Raw genomic sequence first — 23,802 nt, 5'->3', positions numbered from 1 at the left:
ATGTTCGTTTCATACAAATGGCTCTCTGAATATGTTGATCTAGACATTTCCCCTGAGGAGCTGGCTGAAAAAATAACGAAGAGCGGCATTGAAGTTGAAAATGTTCAAGCTGTTAATGAAGGAATAAAAGATGTTGTAGTTGGACAGGTGCTTGAAAAAGAACAGCATCCAAATGCAGAAAAATTAAGCAAATGTTTAGTTGACATCGGAGAAGGAGAACCAGTGCAAATTATATGCGGCGCCCAAAACGTTGAAAAAGGTCAAAAAGTGCCGGTAGCCAAAGTTGGTGCGGTTTTGCCGGGCAATTTCAAAATTAAACGGGCAAAGCTGCGCGGTGAAGAATCTAATGGTATGATTTGTTCTTTGCAAGAGCTGGGCATTGAAGGAAAGCTTGTCCCAAAAGAGTTTTCTGACGGCATTTTTGTTTTCCCTAGTGATGCTGAAGTTGGAAAAAATGCGATTGAACAGCTGTTTATGGACGATTATGTACTTGAATTAGGTCTTACACCAAACCGTTCTGACTGTTTAAGCATGATCGGTGTTGCCTATGAAGTTGCAGCAATTTTAAAGAAAGAGGTTCGAAAGCCGGAAGTTCATTATGAGGCTGCCGAAGAAAAAGCAACTGATTATATTACTGTGAATGTTGAAGCAAAAGAAGATAATCCATTCTATGTAGCTAAAATTATTAAAAATGTCAAAATTGCCCCTTCCCCTTTATGGATGCAAATGCGCTTAATAAAAGCCGGAATCAGACCGCATAACAACGTCGTCGATATTACAAACTATTGTTTATTAGAATACGGCCAGCCGCTTCATGCGTTTGACTATGACCGGTTCGGATCAAAGGAAATACTCGTTCGCCGCGCACATGACGGAGAGACGATCGTGACCCTTGATGATCAAGAACGAAAGCTTACAAGCGATCACCTTGTGATCACAAATGGCAAAGTACCTGTTGCATTAGCTGGTGTAATGGGAGGGGCCGATTCTGAAGTAAGAGACGATACGACGACCGTTTTGCTTGAGGCCGCCTATTTTAAAGGCAGTGTTGTCCGAAAAGCGTCGAAGGATTTCGGACTTAGAAGTGAAGCGAGCTTGAGATTTGAAAAGGGAGTTGACCCGAACAGGGTAAAAGCTGCAGCAGAGCGGGCAGCACAATTGATCGCAAAATACGCCTCCGGAACTGTTTTAGAAGGTGAAGCAGAATTTCATGATTTTTCAATCGAGAAAAAAGTGATCACCATTTCCGCTGAGAAAATTAACAACGTTTTAGGGACAAACATTGCAGTAGATGAAATAAAAGAAATTTTTGACCGCTTGCAATTTGAAACCTTTGAAGAAAACGGTCTTTTTACAGTAACCGTTCCGACAAGAAGAGGCGATATTGCGATTGAAGAAGATTTAATTGAAGAAGTAGCCCGCCTTTACGGATATGACTATATTCCGTCAACATTGCCTGAAGGATCTTCAACATCCGGAGCATTAACAGACTATCAATTGAAAAGAAGAAAAGTGCGAAGATTTTTGGAAGGCGCCGGGCTTTATCAAGCGATCACATATTCATTAACGAGCAAAGAAAAGGCGGGACAATTTACGCTGGAGACGTCAAGCTTTACTCAATTAGCATTGCCGATGAGTGAAGAGCGGAGTGTTTTGCGTTTAAGCCTGCTTCCTCATTTGCTTGAGTCTGTAAAATATAATAAAGCGCGGCAAATCGATGATATTCATCTTTATGAAATTAGTTCTGTTTTCATTTCGGACGATGCTTTAGAAAAGCCTTTGGAAAAAGAACGTTTATCAGGCGTCATGACGGGTCACTACGTTTATCACCCATGGCAAGGGGAAAAAACAAAAGTTGATTTTTATGTTGTGAAAGGAATTTTAGACGGTTTATTTGATCTGCTTGGACTGTTGGATGAAATTGAGTATAAACAGGCAAAACGTGAAGGGCTGCATCCCGGCAGAACGGCAGATATTTATTTAAACGGATCATTCATCGGATTTGTCGGCGAATTAAATCCGGAAGTTGAAAAAGAGTATGATTTAGATGAAACATATGTTTTTGAGCTGAAGCTAGCCGATCTCATTCAATATGAAGCTAAGCCAGTCATATATACGCCGATTCCAAGGTTCCCATCCATTACAAGGGATATCGCCTTAGTCGTTGATCAGCATGTGCATGCTGGCGAGCTTCAAGAAACGATCCGGGAAGCGGGCGGAAAACTGTTAAAAGAGATTTCCATTTTCGATGTGTATGAAGGAGAACGTTTGGGAGCAGGGAAAAAATCGATCGCATTTTCACTCCGCTACTACGATCCTGAACGAACATTGACGGATGAGGAAGCAGCAAAAGCTCATGAAAAAGTAATTAAGGCGGTAGAGGAAAAATTTTCAGCAGTTCTTCGCAGCTAACGCAGGACGATAAATCCCTAAAATAATTCCAGCTAACAGGGGCTGTCCAAAAAGTCAGGGTAACTGACTTTTTGGAGCCCCTCATTTTTTCACTTTTTAAAAAAAATGCACAAAAAAATCGTCCTTTCTAGTAAAATGAAGTTACCACACAACATTACAGAAAGGACGATTTTTTATGAGCAATCAAATGATTACTCGTGAAAATTATAACACACAAATGACACTTCCTCTAGATGGAAAAGAAGAAAAAACTCCTGCCAAAAGAAATTTAGCCCCTACTTTCAAACCATATGACAACCGTCAAGTTCAAATGATTTATGATATTGAATCTCTTATACCCGAACATCACGTGGCACGTGTCGTGGACGAAATGGTGGAGGCGATACCAGATAAACAATTGTTTTCTCATTATAAAGGCGGCGGCAGAAGTTCCTATCATCCCAAAATGATGCTGAAAATCATTCTGTATGCTTATTCTCAAAAGGTTTATTCCTGCCGAGGAATCGAAAAACTCGTTAAAGAAAATATTCCTGCCATGTGGCTTTCAGCGATGCAACAACCAGATTTTCGCACCATTAATGAGTTCCGAGGGGAACGGATGAAAGCTTTCATGGATGAGCTCTTTGAAGTCATGATTCTCAAATTGATAAAAGAACATTACATCACGATGGAAAACTACTTTTTGGATGGCACTAAGATCGAAGCCAATGCCAATAAGTATTCTTTTGTGTGGAAAAAATCCACTTTGAAATTCGAAGAGAAATTAAAAGAAAAAATCCAAGAAACACTAAAGCACATTCATGAATTAACCCAATTAGAAGCCGGAACAGGGCAAAAGGAAAGCGATCAACATACAGAGATCACCGAACAAAACATGGAGGAAATCGCAAAAGAAATAGAAGAAAAAGTTGAAACGCTAACGGAAGAAATCGAAAAGGAGACCGATACATCCATTCGGAAAGAGAAGCGAAAAAAACGCAGTCAATTAAAGAAATCGGTGAAACAAATTCGTGAAGATTTCCTGCCCCGAATGGCAAGATACAAGGAACAAAAGGAAATGTTCGGTGACCGTAACAGCTACTCGAAAACAGACAAAGACGCAACCTTCATGCGCATGAAAGAAGACCATATGAAAAACGGTCAGCTCAAGCCCGGATACAACGTGCAAATGGGGACAGAGAATCAGTTTATCTTGTTTTATACCATTCATCAACGACCGACCGATACACGTTGCTTTATCCCACATATGGAGAAGCTAGCCTCCAGTTCATTACCGATGCCCAAAACGGTCATTGCGGATGCAGGCTATGGTAGTGAAGAAAACTATGTATATGCAGTTGGTGATGAGAAAGAGCCCCGTTTTGAGTTTCTAATTCCTTATGGGAGCTATGTAAAAGAACAAACACGTACATACAAAAAAGACATTAAAAATGCCAAAAACTGGACCTATTGTGAAGAGGATGATTGTTTTATTTGCCCGAATGGAAGGAGAGTAACGTTTAAAAAATACCAAAACAAAAAGAATCCATCTGGCTATGAACAAAGCTTCAAAATATACGAATGTGAAGATTGTACCGATTGCCCATTGAAAGCGAAATGCACAAAAGCGAAGGGAAATCGTCAAGTTCACTGGAATCCCATCTTCGAAGAAATGAAAGCAAAGGCCAAAACAGCCCTTGAATGTGAAGAGAAAGCCGCCATCTACGCTCGACGCAAAGTCGAGGCAGAAAGTGTGTTCGGTCACATCAAGGGCAATCGGTCGTTCCGCAGATTTTCTTTGCGGGGCCTCGACAAGGTACATGTTGAGTTTGGGATTGTGGCATTAGCCCACAACATACTGAAAGTAGCCGGCATCCGCCAGCTACTTTCAGATAAAAATCGAAAAAATATAAAAGCAAGTGGAGAGAAACGAATTGTTTTTCTCCACTTGCTTCATTTTAGGGACTTATCGGACAGCCCCTTTATTGAAATCATAAATTGTTCCTGCTAACCTCAGAAAATAAGATTTCCGGATTCGTCATTTCAATTCAATAGATTCAAAGCTTTTTCGGTGTTGGCAAAATGAAGCTTTGCCATTTTGCCAAGTGTGTTTTTCCCTTTTTCCTTTATTAATTTGGCAGCAGCTTCATCAACAGTATGGCTGGCTCCTTTTGGCAAATAAAATCCGGCTGCGTTGGATAAGCTGTTTAATTCTTTTAAAAAAGCATATCTTGCGATAATGGATGCTGCAGCGACAGATATGTGTATATGCTCCGCCTTCGGTTTAAAGATGGTTATGTCTTTAAACGGAACATCCCGGTCTTTAAGATATTGAAAGTAAACATTCGGCTCTGCAAACTGATCGATCAACACAGCTTCTGGTTTATCAGGAGAAATTTTCTTGAGTAAATGATGAATCGCTTGATTATGAAGGATAGCTTTCAATTTCCCTTGGTTCATTCCAGATTTTTGCAATTGATTGTATTTTTCATTGCGCAAAATTAAGAGGCTGTACGGAACTTTCTCTATTAAAGTGTTGGCGATTGAAAAAACTTGTTTGTCTGTCAAAGCCTTTGAATCTTTTACTCCAAGCTGCTGAACCAGTTTTCTTTTTTCTTTAGGGACAAATACTGCAGCAACCGTGATCGGTCCAAAATAATCCCCCGTTCCTGCTTCATCAGAGCCGATGACTGACATCTGTTGAAGCTGTTGAAGCTCATCCTCTGTTTGAGAAGGGGCTGTTTTTGCTGTTTTTTCCCATCTGTTTGCTTCCTGCTGAGCGGCAGATCCTTGAAAAAGCACTTTTCCCGACTTGTAAGCAGTGATCGTACAGTTTGTCAATTTGGCAGAAAAGACGGCACCTGGAGGGGTTCTGTCTATAATGAAAGGATTATAAAAATCTTTCAAAGTTTGAATTCCCCCATGATCAACTTTTATGACGATATTGGACAATAAAAAACGCCTCGCTTTCCTAAAATGGATGCTATATTATTGTACCCTTTCTTTTGTTCTTCTTTCCATCTTTTCGACAAACATGTTATGATTATGATTAGGATTTTGAATCATTTTGCGATATTTTTTCATAGAGGATGGAGGATTCGCTTTGTCTGATCAACCTAAAAATAAAGCGACTGTTTATATATATGGACAGCAGTATTCGATTGTTGGAAATGAGAGCGTAAATCATATGAAGCTTGTCGCTTCAATTGTTGACGAAAAAATGCGGGAAATCAGTCAAAAAAACCCATCTCTAGATTTAAACAAGCTGGCAGTACTAACTGCGGTTAATGCTGTTCATGATTATCTCAAATTAAAGGAGAAATTTGAAGAACTAGAAAAGCAACTTCAAGAAAAGGATTGAAATTTAAAATGCTTGACTTGATCATTTTATTTTTCTTAGTATTCGGATTGCTCACTGGCCTTAAAAGGGGATTTATTCTCCAAGTAGTTTATTTATCAAGTGTTATAGTGTCTTTCATAATTGCCAGAACATATTTTGACGATCTTGCTCCTAAACTGGAATTATGGGTACCGTATCCAAATATAGGAAATTCAAATGCTGCTCTATCTATATTGACAGGGGGCCATTTGGAGGAAGCTTACTATCGCGGAGTTGCATTCGTGCTTTTGTTTATCGGATCAAAAATAGCGCTTCACATCATCGGATCTATGTTTGATTTTGTTGCGATGCTTCCAATACTTAAGCAAATCAACCGCTTGCTGGGTGCGGTTTTAGGTTTTGCGGAAACATACCTCATTTTATTCATTCTGCTTTTTTTGGCAGCGCTCATTCCAGCCGAGCAAATTCAAAATCTTATCGATAAATCGCTGCTGGCTGATTTAATTGTCAATCATACCCCTGTCTTATCTGATAAAATTCACGATCTTTGGATCGGCTATTTCGGTAAAGGAAGCTAGACGTAAAGGGACGATGGAAACATCTTTATTTAGACCCCCATCGTCCTTCTCTGTTTCTATTAAATAGTTCAATAGCAGGTGATTTTTATATTGTTTAAGATTCAAGAGGTGACGTAAAACATGACGGTTCACAAAAAGGATGTTGTCAGCCTGTTAAAGAAAATTGCGGTATATATGGAGTTAAAAGGCGAAAACCCTTTTAAAATCTCCGCGTTTTATAAAGCTGCCAATGCCCTTGAAAGGGATGCGAGAAGCCTATCAGACATCCACGATTTTACTTTAATCAGTGGGATTGGGAAAGGAACGAGTGCAGTCATCGAAGAATTCATAAAAACCGGCGAGTCAAAAACGCTGCAAACCTTGCAAAAGGAAGTTCCTGAAGGGTTAATCCCTCTTCTTCAATTGCCAGGGCTGGGCGGAAAGAAGATTGCAAAATTGTACAAGGATTTAGGTGTTGTGGACATCGATTCTTTAAAAAAAGCCTGTGAAGAACATAAAGTGCAAAGTTTACAAGGTTTTGGAAAAGTAACGGAAGAAAAAATATTGGCTGCGATCGATGAAATGAATAAAAAACCGGGCCGACTGCCTCTTGCTTATATGCTGCCGATTGCAGAAAAAATAGAGAAATTTTTAGAAAAAGGACAAGGAAACGGAATAGTTCGCTTTTCTCGCGCAGGAAGCTTAAGAAGAATGAAAGAAACGATAAAAGACCTTGACTTTATTATTGCGGCGAAAAATAAAGAAGCTGTGCGAGATTACATTTTAACAATGCCGAATATTACTGAAATCATTGCGAAAGGCGATACGAAAATATCGATTGAACTCAAGTTTGATGTCAAGGTTCAGGTCGATTTTCGCATCGTGCACCCAAAGGAATTCATTTCGGCTTTGCACCATTTTACAGGCTCAAAAGAGCATAATGTAAAAATGCGCCAGCTAGCGAAGGAAAGAGGAGAAAAAATAAGCGAATACGGCGTAGAAATTATAGAAACCGGAAAAGTGCTCACATTTGAGTCAGAAAAAGAGCTGTATGCACACTTTCAGCTTCCCTACATTCCGCCAGAGGTTCGGGAAGATGGGGAGGAAGTGGAAAAATACAAAGGAAATCTTATTTCGCTCGAGGAAATAAAGGGAGATCTCCATATGCATTCAACATGGAGCGACGGCGCTCATTCAATCAAGGAAATGGCTGAGGCTGCTAAAAGAAAAGGCTACAAGTACATCGCGATTACAGATCACTCGCAATTTTTAAAAGTAGCCAACGGCTTGACTCCTGAGCAGCTGAAAGAACAAAAAGAAGAAATTGACATGTTGAATGAACAATATTCTGATTTTACGATTTTCAGAGGAATCGAGATGGATATTTTGCCGGACGGTACACTTGATTATGACGACGATTGTCTAAAAGAGCTAGATATAGTTATTGCATCGATCCATTCGAACTTTTCCCAGCCGCAGAGTGTAATTATGAAAAGGCTGAAAGCAGCCCTATATAATTACCATGTTGATATTATCGCTCATCCGACTGGAAGGTTAATTGGGCGAAGAGAAGGATACGATGTTGATATAGAAATGCTTTTAGAACTTGCAAAGGAAACAGATACTATTTTAGAATTGAACGCAAATCCGAACAGGCTTGACTTATGTGTAGAACATTTGAAGAAAGCGAAGGAATACGGTGTAAAGGTTGTGATTAATACAGATGCCCACAGCATAAACATGCTAGAACATATGGAGATAGGGGTTGCGTATGCGCGAAAAGCTTTCATTCAGCCGGATGACGTTGTGAATACGTGGGATGTTGAACAATTAAAGCAATTTTTAAAAAGGAAAGACTGACCATTCAACTGTCAGGAGGTTTTGAGAAGTTGCAGGAACGAGTGTTACATGTTTTGGAATTTAATAAAATAAGGGAACTGCTGAAAGAGCATGCTTCTTCTTCTTTAGGAAAAGAGAAAGCGTTAAAGCTTATGCCGTCAGGAGACATCAACGAAGTACTGAAGAGGCAGGAGCAGACAGATGAAGCACTAACAGTGCTCCGATTGAAAGGCTCTGCCCCTTTCGGAGGATTAAGCGACATACGGCCGAGCGTAAAGCGTGCGCAAATAGGCGGAACTTTAGGTCCGCAAGAGCTTGTGGCTGTTTCTGCCGTGTTATATGCTTCAAGACAAATGAAGCAATTTATTGAAAAGTTGACTCAAGAAGAGGAGGTTTCACTTCCTCATTTAGAACAATTGGTCAGCGAAATCGGAATTTATTTAAAAGAAGAAAAAGAAATTCAACGTTGCATACGCGATGACGGGGAAATTGTTGATGATGCGAGCGATAAATTAAAAGCGATAAGAGGTCAAATCCGTACACTGGAGGCTCGTATTCGCGAAAAGCTGGAATCGATCATTCGCTCCCCATCTGCACAAAAAAATCTTTCGGATGCCATTATTACGATTCGAAATGACCGCTATTGCATTCCTGTCAAACAAGAATATAGAGGAGTTTACGGAGGAATCGTCCATGATCAATCTTCCTCAGGAGCAACTCTGTTTATTGAGCCGCAGGCTATCGTAGAAGCGAACAACTCTTTAAATGAAGCGCGGATTAAGGAAAGGCGCGAAATTGAACGGATCTTAACGGAATTGTCGAAAATGGTTGCTGACATAAGCAAGGGAATCATTCATAATATCACTGTAATGGGTGAAATCGATTTTATGTTTGCCAAGGCATTGTATGCTAAAAAATTAAAGGCTACAAAACCAAATATAAATGATCGTGGCATTATGAAGCTATATAAAGCCCGCCATCCTCTTATTGACCCTGAAACCGTTGTGCCAAATACAATTGAACTTGGGGAAGATTTTCAATCGATTGTCATTACCGGTCCAAACACCGGCGGTAAGACGGTGACGCTGAAGACAATTGGACTGCTCGCACTAATGGCGCAATCAGGTCTGCAAATCCCTGCTGAAGAAGGATCTACAATGCCGGTATTTGAGGCAGTTTACGCAGATATTGGGGATGAACAGTCAATTGAACAAAATTTGAGTACATTTTCTTCTCATATGGTGAACATCGTCAAAATTTTACAGGAACTTAATGATCGCTCACTCGTACTATTTGATGAACTTGGGGCAGGTACAGATCCTGGAGAAGGTGCTGCTCTAGCCATTGCAATTTTGGATGAAGCTTTAAACAGAGGAGCGCAAGTTGTTGCAACCACCCACTATCCCGAATTGAAAGCATACGGATTTAACCGTAAGGGCGTGATCAATGCAAGCGTTGAGTTTGATGTCGACACATTATCGCCGACGTATAAATTGTTGATCGGTGTACCTGGCCGAAGCAATGCGTTTGAAATATCAAAAAGGCTTGGATTGAGCAAAGAAATTATTGAGCGCGCCAAATCGTTCATGAGCGCTGACAGATCCAAAACGGATGCAATGATTGCCTCCCTTGAGGAAAGCAAAAAACGTGCTGAAGAGGATTGGATGGAAGCTGAAAAAACGCTGAAAGAAGCAGAAAAACTTCATAAAGAACTACAAGAACAAATCATTGAATTTAATAAGCAGAAAGACCGCCTATATCAAGAAGCTGAGGAAATGGTGAAAAAAAGGCTGGAAGAAGCGCAAAAAGAAGCAGATCAGATTATTCAAAAATTGAAAAACATGCAAAAAGAGCACAGTTCAGCTATTAAAGAGCATGAATTAATAGAAGCAAAAAAGCGGCTTGAATATGCAGCGCCTGAATTTATAAATACTGAACAAAAATCTGAAAAACAAAAAAGCAAAAAGCAGCTGCGCCCCGGCGATGAGGTAAAAGTGATCAACTTAAATCAAAAAGGACATCTGCTTGAAAAAGCAAATGAAAGTGAATGGCTTGTACAAATTGGAATATTGAAAATGAAAGTAAAAGAAGAAGATCTTGAATATATTGGCAGCCCGAAACAAGAGGGAGAAAAAACGCTCGCAACAGTAAAAGGGAAGGATTTTCATGTTTCATTAGAACTTGATTTGCGGGGAGAGCGATATGAAGATGCGCTCATCCGTCTTGAAAAATATATTGACGATTGTCTTCTCGCAGGATATCCGCGGGCGCACATTATTCATGGCAAAGGGACGGGCGCTTTAAGAAAAGGGGTGCGGGAATTTTTGCAAAACCACCGCGCTGTTAAAAACGTCCGTTTCGGTGAAGCAAATGAAGGCGGAACAGGTGTTACGATTGTGGAGTTCAAATAAACTTTTCTTTAAGGAGAGTAAACATGAATCTGTTTTGGGAAAACGTATATGTTCAAACTGCTGCTAATTATAGTGTTGTCATATTGTGCGGGGTTTTATTTTTAGTCATTTTTGAATTGGTGACGAAATATAAAAACTGGGAAGAAATCCAAAAAGGCAATGTGGCTGTTGCAATGGCAACAGGCGGCAAAATTTTCGGGATTTCAAACGTTTTCCGCTTCTCAATTGAACAGCATGACGGTCTTTTTGAAATGATTGGCTGGGGCTTTTACGGATTTGCCTTGCTCTTAATCGGATATTTTATTTTTGAATTTCTGACTCCTAAATTTAATATTGATGATGAAATTCAAAAGGATAACCGTGCAGTTGGCTTTATCTCAATGGTCATATCCATAGGCTTGTCCTTTGTAATCGGAGCAGGAATTACAAATTAGGAGAGGGGAACATGGAAACGCTGGCTAAAATTTTATTTGGTTTGTGCGGTCTGTTTATTGCGATCGGTATTATTTATATGGTGTTTTTTGCTTGAAAAAGCGGAGAAAAGAAAAGGTCTCCGCTTTTTCCTATTTAAAATTCTAAAAATAATTATATTTCTGAATTTTATTTTGATATAATGAAATAAAATCATCATTATTTTTCAAAGGAGAGGAGATAAATGGAATGTCAAAAACCTTGGCTCAATTTTTATCCCTCGGAAATTCCGCATAATATCTCTTGGGAGAATAAGCCGCTTTCCAAATATTTTCAAGATACGGCTAATCAGTTTCCGAAGCATACAGCCGTTTCATTTCTTGGAAAGAACATTACGTACCGCAAGCTATACGAACAGATGCTTCAATTGGCTAATTATTTGGAGCAAACAGGGTTTGAAAAAGGGGATCGGGCAGCGATTATGCTTCCAAACTGTCCACAGGCAGTTATTGCTTATTATGCAGTTCTGGAGGCAGGCGGAATAGTCGTTCAATTGAACCCTCTTTATACAGAATCAGAGCTGGAGTACCAGTTGAATGACAGCAGTGCTACACATCTCATTACATTAGATCTTTTCTATCCAAAAGCCTCGAAATTGAAATCTCTCACAAATATCAAACATATCATAATAACAAAGATCCAAGAGTATTTGCCTTTCCCAAAAAATCTTCTATACCCGCTCATTCAAAAGAAGGAGCAAAATCTTTTAATAAAGGTAAACGCAGCAAATGGTGTTCATGTATGGACAGAGATCTTAAAAACATCGCCTGCTAAAGAATTGACAGTAAATATTGATCCGAAAGAAGATATTGCCCTTTTGCAATATACAGGAGGGACGACAGGGACGCCTAAAGGGGTGATGTTGACGCATGAAAACTTAATTTCCAATACGAAAATGTGTGCTGCCTGGATGTATAAATGCAGGAAAGGAGAAGAGTCCATACTAGGAGTTTTGCCTTTTTTTCACGTATATGGCATGACGACTGTAATGAATTTATCGATCATGGAAGGTTTTAAAATGATTTTAATCCCCAAATTTGATTCAACCGAAATTTTGAAAGCGATTGAAAAAGAAAAGCCAACGCTTTTTCCAGGAGTGCCAACGATTTATGTTGCTCTTTTAAATCATAAAGATTTGCGAAAATACGACTTGTCCTCGGTTAAATATTGTATCAGCGGTTCGGCTCCTCTTCCGGTAGAAATTCAGGAGCGCTTTGAAAAAGAAACAGGCGGGAAGCTTGTTGAAGGATATGGACTCTCGGAAGCTTCTCCCGTTACGCATGCAAACTTATTTTATTCAGATGTCAAGAAAAAAGGAAGCATTGGCATCCCTTGGCCCAATACGCATGCAGCCATTTATTCGGCTGAAAAAGAAGGATTTGCAGATGTCAACGAATTCGGCGAGCTTATTGTAAAAGGACCGCAGGTGATGAAAGGCTACTGGAACAACCGAGAGGAAACGGAAGCGGTTTTCAAAGACGGATGGCTTTTTACAGGAGATATCGGCTATATGGATGAAGACGGATTCTTTTATATTGTCGATCGTAAAAAAGATATGATTATTGCTGGCGGGTACAATATTTATCCCCGCGAGATAGAAGAAGTGTTGTATGCTAATGAAAAGGTTAAAGAGGTTGTCGTTGCAGGTGTTCCGGATCCTTACAGAGGCGAGACCGTGAAAGCTTATGTTGTACCAAAGGGAGGAGCACAGCTTACGGAGCAAGAGCTTGACCAATTCGCCCGAAAACATCTTGCCCCGTATAAAGTGCCGAAAAAATACGAATTTCGCGACGAGCTTCCGAAAACAGCAGTAGGAAAAATTTTAAGAAGAAAACTAGTAGAGGAAGAAAGAAAAATATAAAACGGACATCTATCGGTTTTGAACGAGAATAAAAACTTCCCTCAATGCTTGACAAAAAGGCTTAATCTAAATATCATATAAATGAATGACCATTCATTCATTTTGAAGGGAAGATACACGTTGAAAGAAAAAAAGGCAAAATATAAACAAATCATTGATGCAGCTATTGTCGTCATTGCGGAGAACGGCTATCATTCCGCTCAGGTTTCGAAAATTGCCAAACAGGCGGGCGTAGCAGATGGAACGATTTATTTGTATTTTAAAAACAAGGAGGATATTTTAATCTCCCTTTTTCGAGAAAGATTGATGAATCATATCGCTGAAGTGAAAAAAAGCATTGATGCAAAGCAGACTGCTGCAGAAAAATTGTTTGCGCTGATCGAAAAGCATTTTCAAATGCTAGTTCATGATCGGAATTTGGCAGTGGTTCTTCAATTGGAATTGCGGCAAGTAAACAAAGAATTGCGCCGGCGCATAAATGAAATTTTTAAAGAATATTTGAAAGTAATAGACGAAGTGATCGAATTCGGAAAAAAAACGGGAGAGTTTCGACAAGATTTGGATTTAAGGCTGGCAAGACAAATGATTTTTGGGACGATGGACGAAACGGCGACAACGTGGGTAATGAAAGATCAAAAATACGATCTCCTCGCAATTGCAGAAAAAATTCCTGAGCTGTTAATCAACGGATTTAAAAGCAATCATTCATAAAAAGAGAATGATCAATTTTTAAAAAGGGGATGGGAAAGGTGAATATTTTTGTCCTTATGAAAAGAACTTTTGACACAGAAGAAAAAATTTTAATTGAAAACGGATCAATCTCCGAGGATGATGCAGAATTCATCATAAACCCTTATGATGAATATGCCATTGAAGAAGCGCTGCAGCTTAAGGAGGCTCATGGCGGAGAAGTAACTGTTGTTACAGTAGGATCAGAAGAAAGCGAAAAAGAGCTGAGAACGGCTCTTGCGATGGGATGCGATAAAGCTGTCTTAATAAATATTGAGGAAGATTTGGAAGATGGAGATCAGTTTACAACAGCAAAAATTCTATATGAATTTTTGAAGGATAAAGAAGCGGACATTATATTAGCTGGAAACGTTGCCATTGACGGAGGATCTGGCCAAGTAGGCCCCCGTTTGGCGGAGCTTCTTGACATTCCGTATGTCACAACGATCACAAATATTGAAATAGATGGAAAAAACGTGAAAATTGTGAGAGATGTTGAAGGGGATTCGGAAATCATTGAAACAACACTCCCTCTTTTAGTAACTGCCCAACAAGGTTTAAACGAACCGAGATACCCGTCTTTGCCGGGAATTATGAAGGCAAAGAAAAAACCGCTTGAAGAGTTGGAGCTCGATGATTTAGATCTTGAAGAAGAAGATGTCATGCCGAAAACAAAAACGTTAGAAATTTATTTGCCGCCTAAAAAAGAAGCAGGAAAAATATTGCAAGGGGAACTGCAGGATCAAGTGAAGGAACTTGTTTCTTTATTGAGATCAGAAGCAAAAGTTATTTAGTGGAGACGAATATAGCAGGGGGATGAAAAAATGGCTCGAAAAGTGTTCGTATTGGGAGAAATAAGGGATCAATTTTTAAGGAACGTATCATTTGAAGCGCTTGCAGCCGGCAAGATAATATCCGAAGGCGGAGAGGTGGTCGCCGGATTAATTGGAGAGAACGTTAGAACGCTTGCAAATGACATGATTTATTATGGAGCGGATAGGGTTGTCATCGTGGAAGATGAAAAATTGAAATATTATAGTCCGGACGGGTATTCACAAGCTGTCATGGCGATCATTGACAGTGAAAAGCCTGACGCTATTATTTTCGGACATACGGCATTAGGCAAAGATTTATCTCCAAAAATAGCGGCTAAATTAAACGCAGGTCTTATTTCTGATGCTACCGCTGTAGAAATAGTGGGCGGTAACGTTGTTTTCACAAGACCGATCTATTCAGGAAAAGCTTTTGAGAAAAAAATCATTACGGATGGGATTATTTTTGCGACCGTTCGTCCGAACAATATTCCACCTCTCGAAAAAAATGAATCAAGGAGCGGAGAAGTTGCTTCCATATCGGTAGAAATAAAAGATCTGCGCACGATCGTGCGTGAGGTTGTCCAAAATGCAGCGGAAGGCGTTGACTTATCTGAAGCAAAGGTGATCGTTGCCGGAGGGAGAGGGGTAAAAAGTGCAGAAGGGTTTGAACCGCTAAAAGAATTGGCATCTGTGCTCGGAGGAGCAGTAGGGGCGTCACGCGGTGCCTGTGATGCAAACTATTGTGACTACTCGCTGCAAATCGGACAAACGGGAAAAGTCGTTACACCGGATTTATATATTGCCTGCGGAATTTCTGGAGCCATTCAGCATTTAGCGGGAATGTCGAATTCTAAAGTAATTGTTGCAATCAATAAAGATCCGGAAGCGAACATTTTCAACGTCGCAGACTACGGTATTGTCGGAGATTTATTTGAAGTTGTGCCAATGCTTATGGAAGAATTTAAAAAATTAAAAATCCATTCCTCTTAACGTGTCCTGAATGGACTCGTATTTTTTTGAACAAATCCATTCCTCCTAGTATAAGTGGAGACGGGTCACGACGTACATAAAATACAAAAAATATGAAAAAATAGTTGCAGATCAAAACATTCGCTTCAAGCGAAAGAACATGGTATACTTCACATAGAAAAAGTGAATTAGGAGGAATTAAGATGGCAATTGTAAACGTTACTGACCAGAATTTTTCCCAAGAAACAAGCGAGGGTGTAGTATTGGCAGATTTCTGGGCGCCTTGGTGCGGTCCATGTAAAATGATTGCCCCAGTCCTTGAAGAATTGGATCAAGAACTTGGTGACAAAGTAAAAATTGTTAAGCTTAACGTGGATGAAAATCAAGAAACTGCCGGTCAATACGGAGTCATGAGCATTCCGACGTTAATCGTCTTTAAAAATGGTGAAGCAGTGGATAAAGCGATCGGTTACCAGCCGAAAGAAGCTTTAGCGCAATTGCTTAACAAACATTTGTAATATAAAATATAAAAAGAGGCGCTCTCGAAAGTTACCTTTTGGAGCGCCTTCTTGCTTTTAAATGAAAACGGCTGAATAAATCCAGCACAGATTAGAATAAGTTGGAGTGTTTTACCGATGTATGAGCATTTAAAAGAAAAACTTTCGCTTCTTCCGAATAAGCCTGGCTGTTATTTAATGAAGGACAAAAACGGAACCGTCATTTATGTTGGAAAGGCAAAAGTATTGAAAAACCGGGTTCGTTCCTACTTTACTGGATCACATGACGGAAAAACGTTAAGACTCGTTCAAGAAATTGCCGATTTTGAATATATCGTAACATCCTCGAATATTGAGGCGCTTCTATTAGAAATGAATTTAATTAAAAAACATGAACCGAAATACAATGTCAATCTAAAAGATGATAAAAGCTATCCGTATATTAAAATTACTTCCGAGCGCCATCCGCGGCTGATCGTCACACGAAAAGTAAAAAAAGATAAGGGAAAATACTTTGGACCGTATGCAAACGTCCAAGCTGCGAGAGAGACAAAAAAGCTGCTTGACCGCATGTATCCTTTGAGAAAATGCAATTCGCTTCCAGACCGGGTTTGCATCTATTATCATATGGGCCAGTGTCTTGCGCCTTGTGTTCACGAAGTTTCCGAAGAAACGAACAAACAAATGGTGGAAAGCATCATCCGTTTTTTAAATGGCGGATATAAGGAGATCAAAAAAGAATTAACAGAAAAAATGCTGAAATGTGCAGAAAATCTTGAATTTGAAAGGGCAAAAGAATATCGGGACCAAATCGCGCATATCGAAGCAACAATGGAAAAGCAAAAAATGGTTCTCAATGATTTTATTGATCGCGATGTATTTGCTTATTATTACGATAAAGGATGGATGTGCGTCCAAGTATTTTTTATCAGACAAGGAAAACTGATAGAACGGGATGTGTCCATTTTCCCTCTGTACCAAGAGCCAGAGGAGGAATTTTTAACATTTATTGGTCAATTTTACGCAAAGAACGACCATTTTCTTCCGAAAGAAATAGTCATTCCGGAAGATGTCAATGAGGAAATGGTTCGAGCTTTAGTACAAGTACAGGTCAGCAAACCAAAGAAAGGAAAAAAGAAAGATCTCGTACAGCTAGCTTATCAAAATGCAAAAATTTCGTTAAAAGAGAAGTTTTCACTCATTGAACGAGATGAAGAAAGGACGATCAAAGCAATTGAAAATTTAGGAAAGCAGTTGAATATTCCTACACCACATCGGATTGAAGCTTTTGACAATTCCAATATTCAAGGCGCGGACGCTGTTTCGGCTATGGTTGTTTTCATAGATGGAAAACCTGCGAGAAAAGAGTATCGAAAGTTTAAAATAAAAACAGTCAGCGGGCCTGATGATTATGAATCGATGAGGGAAGTAATTCGCAGGCGATATACTAGAGTGCTGAAGGAGGAGCTGCCGTTGCCGGACCTTATTATTGTTGATGGAGGAAAAGGACAGGTACAAGCAGCTATGGATGTATTAGAAAACGAACTGGGACTTGACGTTCCTGTTGCCGGGCTTGTGAAAGATGACAAGCACAAAACGAGCGATTTGCTTCTCGGCAACCGGGAAGCTGCTGTTCAATTGTCAAGAAGCAGCCAAGAATTTTATTTGCTTCAGCGCATTCAAGATGAAGTGCACCGCTTTGCCATTACGTTTCATCGACAAGTCCGCCAAAAGAATACGTTTAAGTCTGTATTAGATGAAATCCCCGGCATAGGACCTAAGCGTAAAAAACAACTGTTAAAATCGTTCGGTTCCGTTGAAAATATTAAAAAGGCATCGCTTGAAGAGCTAAAACAGGCAGGAATGCCTGAAAAAACAGCACAAAACATTTTACAATATTTCAGCGAATAGCGATGTAATAAAACAAATAGGAGGAAGCTTTTAAATCCTCCTACTGCCCTTTCATTCTGTTAAATTTTATCTTTTTCATCCCATTTTACAATGAAAATAACTTTGTTTAAGCGTTTGTTTATCTGTTCATACGCTTCTGTGACGACACCGTTCATACATTCGATTTGCTGCGCGATAAATCCTGCTTCTAGTTGGAAGGATAAATCTTTGAAAAGCTTCATCCTTTTTTCGATCAATTGGCCTGTTAATTCAAATTCCATTTCGTTTTTTTTCTGGCGAATAATATGAAGATCGCCCCATCCGGCTGATGAAAAAAAAGATATAAGTTCTTCTAACGTAGATAATTGAATTTTTCGAGCTAGCTGTTTGCCTGCCCAATACAAAATGGAATGATGCTCTTTTCCTAGAAGTTCAGGAAGTAAATAGTCGCGAAGCAGCAAAACGCTAAAAGGATGTAAGGTTATTTCTTCTAATTCTTTTAATTGATCGTGATATGACAGCTCTTTCAATCGTTTCCCCTCTTTCTAGCGAACAATTATATTATATCAGCTTTCACATAAGATGAAAGAGTTTATAAAATCAATTTCGGATACGGGAAATATTCTATTTTCCGATCAGAAAAAATGATATTACTGAATAATACTTTGTAGACGTTTTCTTGACGGTACTACTTTATGGGAGTACAATGAATTTGTCCTATTATTTTAAGATTTCGTCATATTTTGTCGGCGGATTTTTACATGCCAAGCAGGGGGAGCAGGAGATTTTAAGAAATCTTTCAATTTATTAAGATTAGGGGGTAAACGCATATGTCTGGAAACAGAGAATTTGCAAACCGCAGACTACATTCTCTTTTAGGTGTTGTACCGATTGGCGTATTTTTAATTCAACACCTGACTGTCAACCATTTCGCCACAAGGGGCGAAGAAGCATTTAACAACGCAGCGCATTTTATGGAAAATTTACCATTCCGCTATTTTCTGGAAATTTTCGTTATTTTCCTTCCTCTGTTATACCACGCCATTTATGGGATTTATATTGCTTTCACAGCAAAAAACAATGTGGGCCGCTTTGGCTATTTCCGCAATTGGATGTTCCTGCTTCAACGTGTAACTGGTATTATTACCCTTGTTTTTATTGCATGGCATGTATGGGAAACTCGTATTGCCGCGATGTTTGGGGCTGAAGTTAATTTTGATATGATGGAATCCATTTTAAGCAATCCTGTTAGTTTAGTGTTTTACATAGTAGGCGTTCTTTCAGCGATTTTCCATTTTTCCAACGGTCTATGGTCTTTTGCAGTCAGCTGGGGAATTACGGTTACTCCAAAATCTCAGCTAGTCTCAACTTATGTGACAATAGGTATTTTTGTGTTGCTTTCAATCGTAGGTCTTCGTGCCATTTTTGCGTTTGTCTAATCTAACTAAATTGCGTTCAAGGGAGTGGGCGAAAAAATGAGTAAAGGAAAATTAATTGTTGTCGGCGGCGGCTTGGCTGGCTTAATGGCAACTATAAAGGCTGCGGAAGCCGGGGTGTCTGTTGACTTATTCTCGTTAGTACCTGTAAAACGTTCCCATTCAGTATGTGCTCAAGGAGGGATCAACGGGGCGGTAAATACGAAAGGAGAAGGAGACTCTCCGTGGATCCATTTTGATGATACGATTTATGGCGGAGACTTTTTGGCTAACCAGCCACCGGTTAAAGCGATGTGTGAAGCAGCACCGGGAATTATTAACCTTTTAGATCGCATGGGTGTTATGTTTAACCGTACACCAGAAGGATTGTTGGATTTCCGTCGTTTTGGAGGAACACAGCATCACCGGACAGCGTTTGCCGGAGCAACAACTGGACAACAGCTTTTATATGCATTGGACGAGCAAGTTCGACGTCACGAAGTAGCAGGTCTTGTGACGAAATATGAAGGCTGGGAGTTTTTAGGAATCATACAAGATGATGAAGGACGCTGCCGTGGCATCGTTGCTCAAGATTTAAAATCAATGGAGATTCAAGCTTTCCGTTCGAATGCCGTAATAATGGCGACAGGAGGACCTGGAATTATCTTTGGTAAATCAACAAACTCTGTGATTAATACGGGATCGGCTGCTTCTATCGTTTATCAGCAAGGAGCTTATTATGCAAACGGGGAATTTATACAAATTCATCCGACAGCCATCCCTGGAGATGACAAGCTTCGATTAATGAGCGAGTCTGCACGCGGCGAAGGCGGAAGAATTTGGACATATAAAGACGGAAAACCATGGTATTTCCTTGAAGAAAAATATCCGGCATATGGAAACCTTGTTCCTCGTGATATTGCAACGAGAGAAATATTCCATGTATGTGTAGACTTGAAATTAGGCATTAATGGCGAAAACATGGTATATCTTGATCTTTCTCATAAAGATCCAAAAGAGCTTGATATTAAACTAGGCGGTATTATCGAAATTTATGAAAAATTCATGGGTGAAGATCCAAGAAAAGTGCCGATGAAAATTTTCCCTGCCGTCCATTATTCTATGGGAGGTCTATGGATCGATTACGATCAAATGACAAACATCCCTGGTTTGTTTGCAGCTGGTGAATGCGATTACTCTCAGCATGGTGCGAACCGGCTTGGAGCAAACTCATTGCTTTCTGCAATTTACGGTGGTATGGTTGCAGGACCAAAAGCTGTTGAATATATGAATGGATTGGAAAAATCAGCTGATGATTTACCATCCACATTATATGATGCACGCGTAAAAGAAGAACAAAGCAAATGGGACGAAATCCTGAAAATGGATGGAAACGAAAATGCTTACGTTCTTCATAAAGAGCTTGGTGAATGGATGACGGATAATGTTACAGTCGTACGCTACAATGATAAACTTCTAAAAACAGATGAAAAAATTCAAGAGCTTATGGAACGTTGGGAAAGAATTAATATTAACGATACTGCGAAATGGAGCAACCAAGGCGCAAGCTTTACTCGCCAGTTGAGAAACATGCTTGTGTTGGCTCGGGTTATTACGCTTGGGGCTTATAACCGTAATGAAAGCCGAGGTGCTCACTATAAACCAGAATTTCCGGAACGAAATGATGAAGAGTGGCTCAAAACAACTATGGCAACGTTTGCCGGCTTGAAGGAAGCTCCTAAATTCCACTACGAAGATGTTGATGTATCACTCATTAAGCCTCGTGTGCGTGACTATACGAAGAAACATTAAAAAAGCTGGGAGAAAAGGGGGAGTAAACAATGAGTGAAAAAAAAGTGCGGTTTATTATCACTAGACAGGATCGACCAGACACGGAACCATATCAAGAAGAATTTGAAGTGCCATATCGTCCGAATATGAACGTTATTTCGGCCTTAATGGAAATTCGCCGTAATCCTGTTAATGCCAAAGGCGAAAAAACAACGCCTGTTACATGGGATATGAACTGTTTAGAGGAAGTATGCGGTGCTTGTTCAATGGTCATTAACGGGAAGCCCCGCCAATCATGTACAGCGCTTATTGATCAGCTGGAACAGCCTATTCGTCTCGAGCCGATGCGCACATTCCCGGTTATTCGCGATCTTCAAGTAGACCGCAGCCGCATGTTTGACTCTTTGAAAAAAGTAAAAGCATGGATACCAATTGACGGTACGTATGACTTAGGACCAGGACCAAGAATGCCTGAGAAAAAACGCCAATGGGCATATGAGCTTTCAAAATGTATGACGTGCGGCGTATGCCTTGAAGCTTGTCCAAACGTAAACAGCAAATCGAACTTCATCGGTCCAGCGCCATTATCACAAGTTCGTTTGTTTAACGCTCATCCGACAGGCGCGATGCATAAATCAGAACGCTTGGAAGCTATTATGGGCGACGGCGGACTTGCGAACTGCGGAAATTCCCAAAACTGCGTTCAATCCTGTCCAAAAGGAATTCCGCTTACAACATCGATTGCAGCATTAAATAGAGAAACAACTGTTCACGCATTTCGTAAAATGTTCGGAAGCGACTATATTGACAGCTGATGTATATTGTGAAAAAGGAACACCTTGCTATGTCAAGGTGTTCCTAATTTTAGAAACGGTTGAATCTTTCTCGAACATTTCCTCCTTCAAACGAGTCCCTTTAACGTAAAAAAGCTTCTTTTCGCCTAAAATGCACCTTTCTTTTATGAATCTAGTCACGGTCATCTTTTTGCGATCATACTATATGGTGACAATTTTTAAATCCATCCTGTCGACTGGCTCTCATCTGCAAGGAGGGTTACAATACTTGAATGAGAAGGATTTTCAGCCAAAGCCGCTGCTAACAAAGAGAGAGAGAGAAGTATTTGAGTTATTAGTGCAAGATAAGACTACAAGAGAAATAGCCAGTGAACTTTTCATAAGCGAAAAGACGGTGCGGAACCATATTTCAAATGCTATGCAAAAATTAGGTGTGAAAGGGCGCTCACAAGCAGTCGTAGAACTTCTTCGTATGGGAGAACTAAAGCTTTAAACAGAAGAGGCAGCCTTAGTGGAACTTCGCCGTCGGCTGCCTTTTTTAGATTGATAAGGAAAGAGTTTGTTTTACTCTTTTTCTATGAATCATTGGCTTCTTAAAAAGGCTTGTGACTTTTTGAAAAAATTCGTCTTTCCACATTTTGAAAGTACGGCTATGCTTGAAATTTTACATAAAAAAATGGAAAATAGATTTGATCTTATCTGTTAATCTTGAAAGAAAGGGTTCCCCGTTATGACGTACGTTTTCAATACTGTTGAAGAAATAGAAAAATCCCTCCGCTGCATAGCTGCGATCTTAAAAAAGAAGGGCCGTGATATTTTAAGCAACTACTCGATTACTCCTCCGCAATTTGACGCGCTTCTGTTATTGAATGAATCAGGAAACATGACAATTGGAGAACTTTCAAATAAAATGTATCTTGCATGCAGCACGATCACGGATTTAATTGATCGAATGGAAAAAAACAACCTTGTTAAACGGGTGAAAGACGAAAAGGATCGTCGATTAGTCAGGATTCAATTGCTTGAAAATGGACAACGCGTTATCGAGGCTGCATTAGCGAAGCGGCAAGAATATTTAAGAGAAGTTTTGAAAAACTTCTCGGATCAAGAAATTGTTCAATTGGAAAAGCTATTAGCAAAATTGCAACAAGAAATGAAAGAATAGAGGCGATTTTTTGAATAGACCAATTGGAGTTATTGATTCAGGTGTTGGTGGATTAACTGTTGTTAAAGAGTTGATGAGGCAGCTTCCAAAAGAAGAATTAATTTATTTGGGTGATACCGCCCGATGTCCGTACGGCCCGAGGCCGAAAACGGAAATTCGACAATTTACATGGGAGCTGACCAACTATTTAATTTCAAACTTTCATATCAAAATGCTTGTCATTGCTTGTAATACTGCAACAGCAGTTGTATTAAAAGAAATTCAAGAACAACTTGATATCCCTGTGATTGGTGTAATTCAACCAGGGGCAAGAGCTGCCATAAATGCTACACGCTCAGGGCATATTGGTGTGATCGGAACAAAAGGAACTATATCGAGCGGCGCGTACGTTCGTGCGCTCAAAACGATTAATAGTTCCGTCATTGTGGAGAGTCTCGCTTGCCCTGAGTTTGTGCCGTTAGTAGAAAGCGGCGAATTTGAAGGTGAACGGGCGGAATATATTGTTGCAGAATCTTTACTTCCTTTTAAAGGAAAGAGAATTGATACGCTTATTTTAGGATGCACACATTATCCTCTATTACGGCCTTTAATTCAAAAATATATCGGGAAAGACGTAAAAATAATCACCTCGGGAGATGAAACAGCCCGGGAAGTGAGCGCTATTTTATCCTTTCATCATTGTTTAAACCAAGAGGATGGCAATAAAAACCACAAATTTTTAACTACTGGGTCGAAACAAATGTTTCAAAAGATTGCTTCAAAATGGTTCGGTCATCACATTGATCATGTAGAAAGTATAACTTTAACGAAAACGGGGCTGTCCAAAAAGTCAGGGTAACTGACTTTTTGGAGCCCCTCATTTTTTCA

At 39.7% G+C, this 23,802-nt stretch carries 21 protein-coding genes; 19 read left to right on the top strand and 2 right to left on the bottom strand.

Translation table 11 applies throughout. The features are described from left to right. The gene (pheT, locus tag NSQ84_RS13335; RefSeq protein WP_327873872.1) at positions 1-2,412 is read left to right on the top strand and encodes a phenylalanine--tRNA ligase subunit beta; all 2,412 of its coding nucleotides are present in this window, start codon (positions 1-3) and stop codon (positions 2,410-2,412) included. A gap of 175 nt (positions 2,413-2,587) precedes the next feature. Then, positions 2,588-4,402, top strand: coding sequence for an IS1182 family transposase (locus tag NSQ84_RS13330; protein ID WP_339211974.1), 1,815 nt, complete (start codon positions 2,588-2,590; stop codon positions 4,400-4,402). A 32-nt stretch (positions 4,403-4,434) separates the two neighbouring features. Here the strand turns inward: NSQ84_RS13330 and rnhC are convergent, their stop codons facing one another. Further along, positions 4,435-5,343 (bottom strand): ribonuclease HIII, encoded by a 909-nt coding sequence (rnhC, locus tag NSQ84_RS13325; protein WP_066247788.1) that lies wholly within the window; start codon positions 5,341-5,343, stop codon positions 4,435-4,437. A gap of 151 nt (positions 5,344-5,494) precedes the next feature. On the opposite strand from rnhC, the gene zapA reads away from it, so the two are divergent. From zapA to uvrC, 11 genes are all read left to right on the top strand, one after another. Beyond that, complete coding sequence (gene zapA / locus NSQ84_RS13320; RefSeq protein WP_063387431.1) at positions 5,495-5,752, top strand: cell division protein ZapA; 258 nt, start codon at positions 5,495-5,497, stop codon at positions 5,750-5,752. An 8-nt stretch (positions 5,753-5,760) separates the two neighbouring features. Next, positions 5,761-6,309, top strand: coding sequence for a CvpA family protein (locus tag NSQ84_RS13315; RefSeq protein ID WP_327873922.1), 549 nt, complete (start codon positions 5,761-5,763; stop codon positions 6,307-6,309). 120 nt (positions 6,310-6,429) lie between these two features. Then, positions 6,430-8,148 carry a DNA polymerase/3'-5' exonuclease PolX gene (gene polX / locus NSQ84_RS13310; protein ID WP_327873920.1) on the top strand — a complete coding sequence of 573 codons (1,719 nt, stop codon included), beginning with the start codon at positions 6,430-6,432 and terminating at the stop codon, positions 8,146-8,148. Positions 8,149-8,177: 29 nt separating this feature from the next. After that, positions 8,178-10,538, top strand: coding sequence for an endonuclease MutS2 (locus NSQ84_RS13305; RefSeq protein ID WP_130156116.1), 2,361 nt, complete (start codon positions 8,178-8,180; stop codon positions 10,536-10,538). Between the two features lie 23 nt (positions 10,539-10,561). Beyond that, a complete protein-coding gene (locus NSQ84_RS13300; protein WP_063387435.1) occupies positions 10,562-10,972 on the top strand; it encodes a DUF350 domain-containing protein in 411 nt (136 codons plus the stop codon). A 221-nt stretch (positions 10,973-11,193) separates the two neighbouring features. Further along, the gene (locus NSQ84_RS13295; RefSeq protein WP_327873918.1) at positions 11,194-12,870 is read left to right on the top strand and encodes a long-chain-fatty-acid--CoA ligase; all 1,677 of its coding nucleotides are present in this window, start codon (positions 11,194-11,196) and stop codon (positions 12,868-12,870) included. A 120-nt stretch (positions 12,871-12,990) separates the two neighbouring features. Then, the gene (locus NSQ84_RS13290) at positions 12,991-13,581 is read left to right on the top strand and encodes a TetR/AcrR family transcriptional regulator (RefSeq protein ID WP_063387437.1); all 591 of its coding nucleotides are present in this window, start codon (positions 12,991-12,993) and stop codon (positions 13,579-13,581) included. A gap of 38 nt (positions 13,582-13,619) precedes the next feature. Continuing rightward, the gene (locus tag NSQ84_RS13285; protein WP_063387438.1) at positions 13,620-14,393 is read left to right on the top strand and encodes an electron transfer flavoprotein subunit beta/FixA family protein; all 774 of its coding nucleotides are present in this window, start codon (positions 13,620-13,622) and stop codon (positions 14,391-14,393) included. 30 nt (positions 14,394-14,423) lie between these two features. Next, positions 14,424-15,404 (top strand): electron transfer flavoprotein subunit alpha/FixB family protein, encoded by a 981-nt coding sequence (locus NSQ84_RS13280; protein ID WP_327873917.1) that lies wholly within the window; start codon positions 14,424-14,426, stop codon positions 15,402-15,404. Positions 15,405-15,586: 182 nt separating this feature from the next. Then, entirely contained in the window at positions 15,587-15,901 is a 315-nt protein-coding gene (gene trxA, locus NSQ84_RS13275) for a thioredoxin (RefSeq protein WP_063387440.1), read from the top strand. 117 nt (positions 15,902-16,018) lie between these two features. Beyond that, a complete protein-coding gene (gene uvrC / locus NSQ84_RS13270; protein WP_094246311.1) occupies positions 16,019-17,791 on the top strand; it encodes an excinuclease ABC subunit UvrC in 1,773 nt (590 codons plus the stop codon). 59 nt (positions 17,792-17,850) lie between these two features. Here the strand turns inward: uvrC and NSQ84_RS13265 are convergent, their stop codons facing one another. After that, positions 17,851-18,300 (bottom strand): YslB family protein, encoded by a 450-nt coding sequence (locus NSQ84_RS13265; protein ID WP_232515579.1) that lies wholly within the window; start codon positions 18,298-18,300, stop codon positions 17,851-17,853. Between the two features lie 300 nt (positions 18,301-18,600). On the opposite strand from NSQ84_RS13265, the gene NSQ84_RS13260 reads away from it, so the two are divergent. The 6 genes from NSQ84_RS13260 to racE all read left to right on the top strand — a co-directional run bounded on the left by NSQ84_RS13260 (position 18,601) and on the right by racE (position 23,773). Continuing rightward, positions 18,601-19,209: a succinate dehydrogenase cytochrome b558 subunit gene (locus NSQ84_RS13260; protein WP_094246310.1), complete on the top strand. Its 609-nt coding sequence runs from the start codon at positions 18,601-18,603 to the stop codon at positions 19,207-19,209. Positions 19,210-19,245: 36 nt separating this feature from the next. Further along, positions 19,246-20,997, top strand: a complete 1,752-nt coding sequence (gene sdhA / locus NSQ84_RS13255) for a succinate dehydrogenase flavoprotein subunit (protein WP_066247775.1) — start codon at positions 19,246-19,248, stop codon at positions 20,995-20,997. Between the two features lie 29 nt (positions 20,998-21,026). Then, positions 21,027-21,791, top strand: a complete 765-nt coding sequence (sdhB, locus tag NSQ84_RS13250) for a succinate dehydrogenase iron-sulfur subunit (RefSeq protein WP_063387445.1) — start codon at positions 21,027-21,029, stop codon at positions 21,789-21,791. Between the two features lie 247 nt (positions 21,792-22,038). After that, positions 22,039-22,263, top strand: a complete 225-nt coding sequence (locus tag NSQ84_RS13245; protein ID WP_063387446.1) for a response regulator transcription factor — start codon at positions 22,039-22,041, stop codon at positions 22,261-22,263. Between the two features lie 237 nt (positions 22,264-22,500). Beyond that, positions 22,501-22,935, top strand: coding sequence for a MarR family transcriptional regulator (locus NSQ84_RS13240; protein ID WP_063387447.1), 435 nt, complete (start codon positions 22,501-22,503; stop codon positions 22,933-22,935). A 10-nt stretch (positions 22,936-22,945) separates the two neighbouring features. Then, positions 22,946-23,773, top strand: coding sequence for a glutamate racemase (gene racE / locus NSQ84_RS13235; RefSeq protein WP_339211970.1), 828 nt, complete (start codon positions 22,946-22,948; stop codon positions 23,771-23,773). Positions 23,774-23,802 lie beyond the last annotated feature (29 nt).

Source organism: Aeribacillus sp. FSL K6-3256 (assembly GCF_037965805.1).
GTDB classification, from domain to species: Bacteria; Bacillota; Bacilli; order Bacillales; family Aeribacillaceae; genus Aeribacillus; species Aeribacillus composti.
Note: the sequence above shows the minus strand (reverse complement) of the source record. Positions and strands in the feature narration are given on the sequence as shown.

Excerpts from the sequence above, each read along its gene's own strand:
- NSQ84_RS13315 (WP_327873922.1), top strand. The coding sequence starts at position 5,761 with ATGCTTGACTTGATCATTTTATTTTTCTTAGTATTCGGATTGCTCACT.
- NSQ84_RS13330 (WP_339211974.1), top strand. The coding sequence starts at position 2,588 with ATGAGCAATCAAATGATTACTCGTGAAAATTATAACACACAAATGACA.
- NSQ84_RS13260 (WP_094246310.1), top strand. The coding sequence starts at position 18,601 with ATGTCTGGAAACAGAGAATTTGCAAACCGCAGACTACATTCTCTTTTA.
- sdhA (WP_066247775.1), top strand. The coding sequence starts at position 19,246 with ATGAGTAAAGGAAAATTAATTGTTGTCGGCGGCGGCTTGGCTGGCTTA.
- NSQ84_RS13280 (WP_327873917.1), top strand. The coding sequence starts at position 14,424 with ATGGCTCGAAAAGTGTTCGTATTGGGAGAAATAAGGGATCAATTTTTA.
- uvrC (WP_094246311.1), top strand. The coding sequence starts at position 16,019 with ATGTATGAGCATTTAAAAGAAAAACTTTCGCTTCTTCCGAATAAGCCT.
- pheT (WP_327873872.1), top strand. The coding sequence starts at position 1 with ATGTTCGTTTCATACAAATGGCTCTCTGAATATGTTGATCTAGACATT.
- polX (WP_327873920.1), top strand. The coding sequence starts at position 6,430 with ATGACGGTTCACAAAAAGGATGTTGTCAGCCTGTTAAAGAAAATTGCG.
- NSQ84_RS13300 (WP_063387435.1), top strand. The coding sequence starts at position 10,562 with ATGAATCTGTTTTGGGAAAACGTATATGTTCAAACTGCTGCTAATTAT.
- sdhB (WP_063387445.1), top strand. The coding sequence starts at position 21,027 with ATGAGTGAAAAAAAAGTGCGGTTTATTATCACTAGACAGGATCGACCA.
- NSQ84_RS13295 (WP_327873918.1), top strand. The coding sequence starts at position 11,194 with ATGGAATGTCAAAAACCTTGGCTCAATTTTTATCCCTCGGAAATTCCG.
- trxA (WP_063387440.1), top strand. The coding sequence starts at position 15,587 with ATGGCAATTGTAAACGTTACTGACCAGAATTTTTCCCAAGAAACAAGC.
- NSQ84_RS13240 (WP_063387447.1), top strand. The coding sequence starts at position 22,501 with ATGACGTACGTTTTCAATACTGTTGAAGAAATAGAAAAATCCCTCCGC.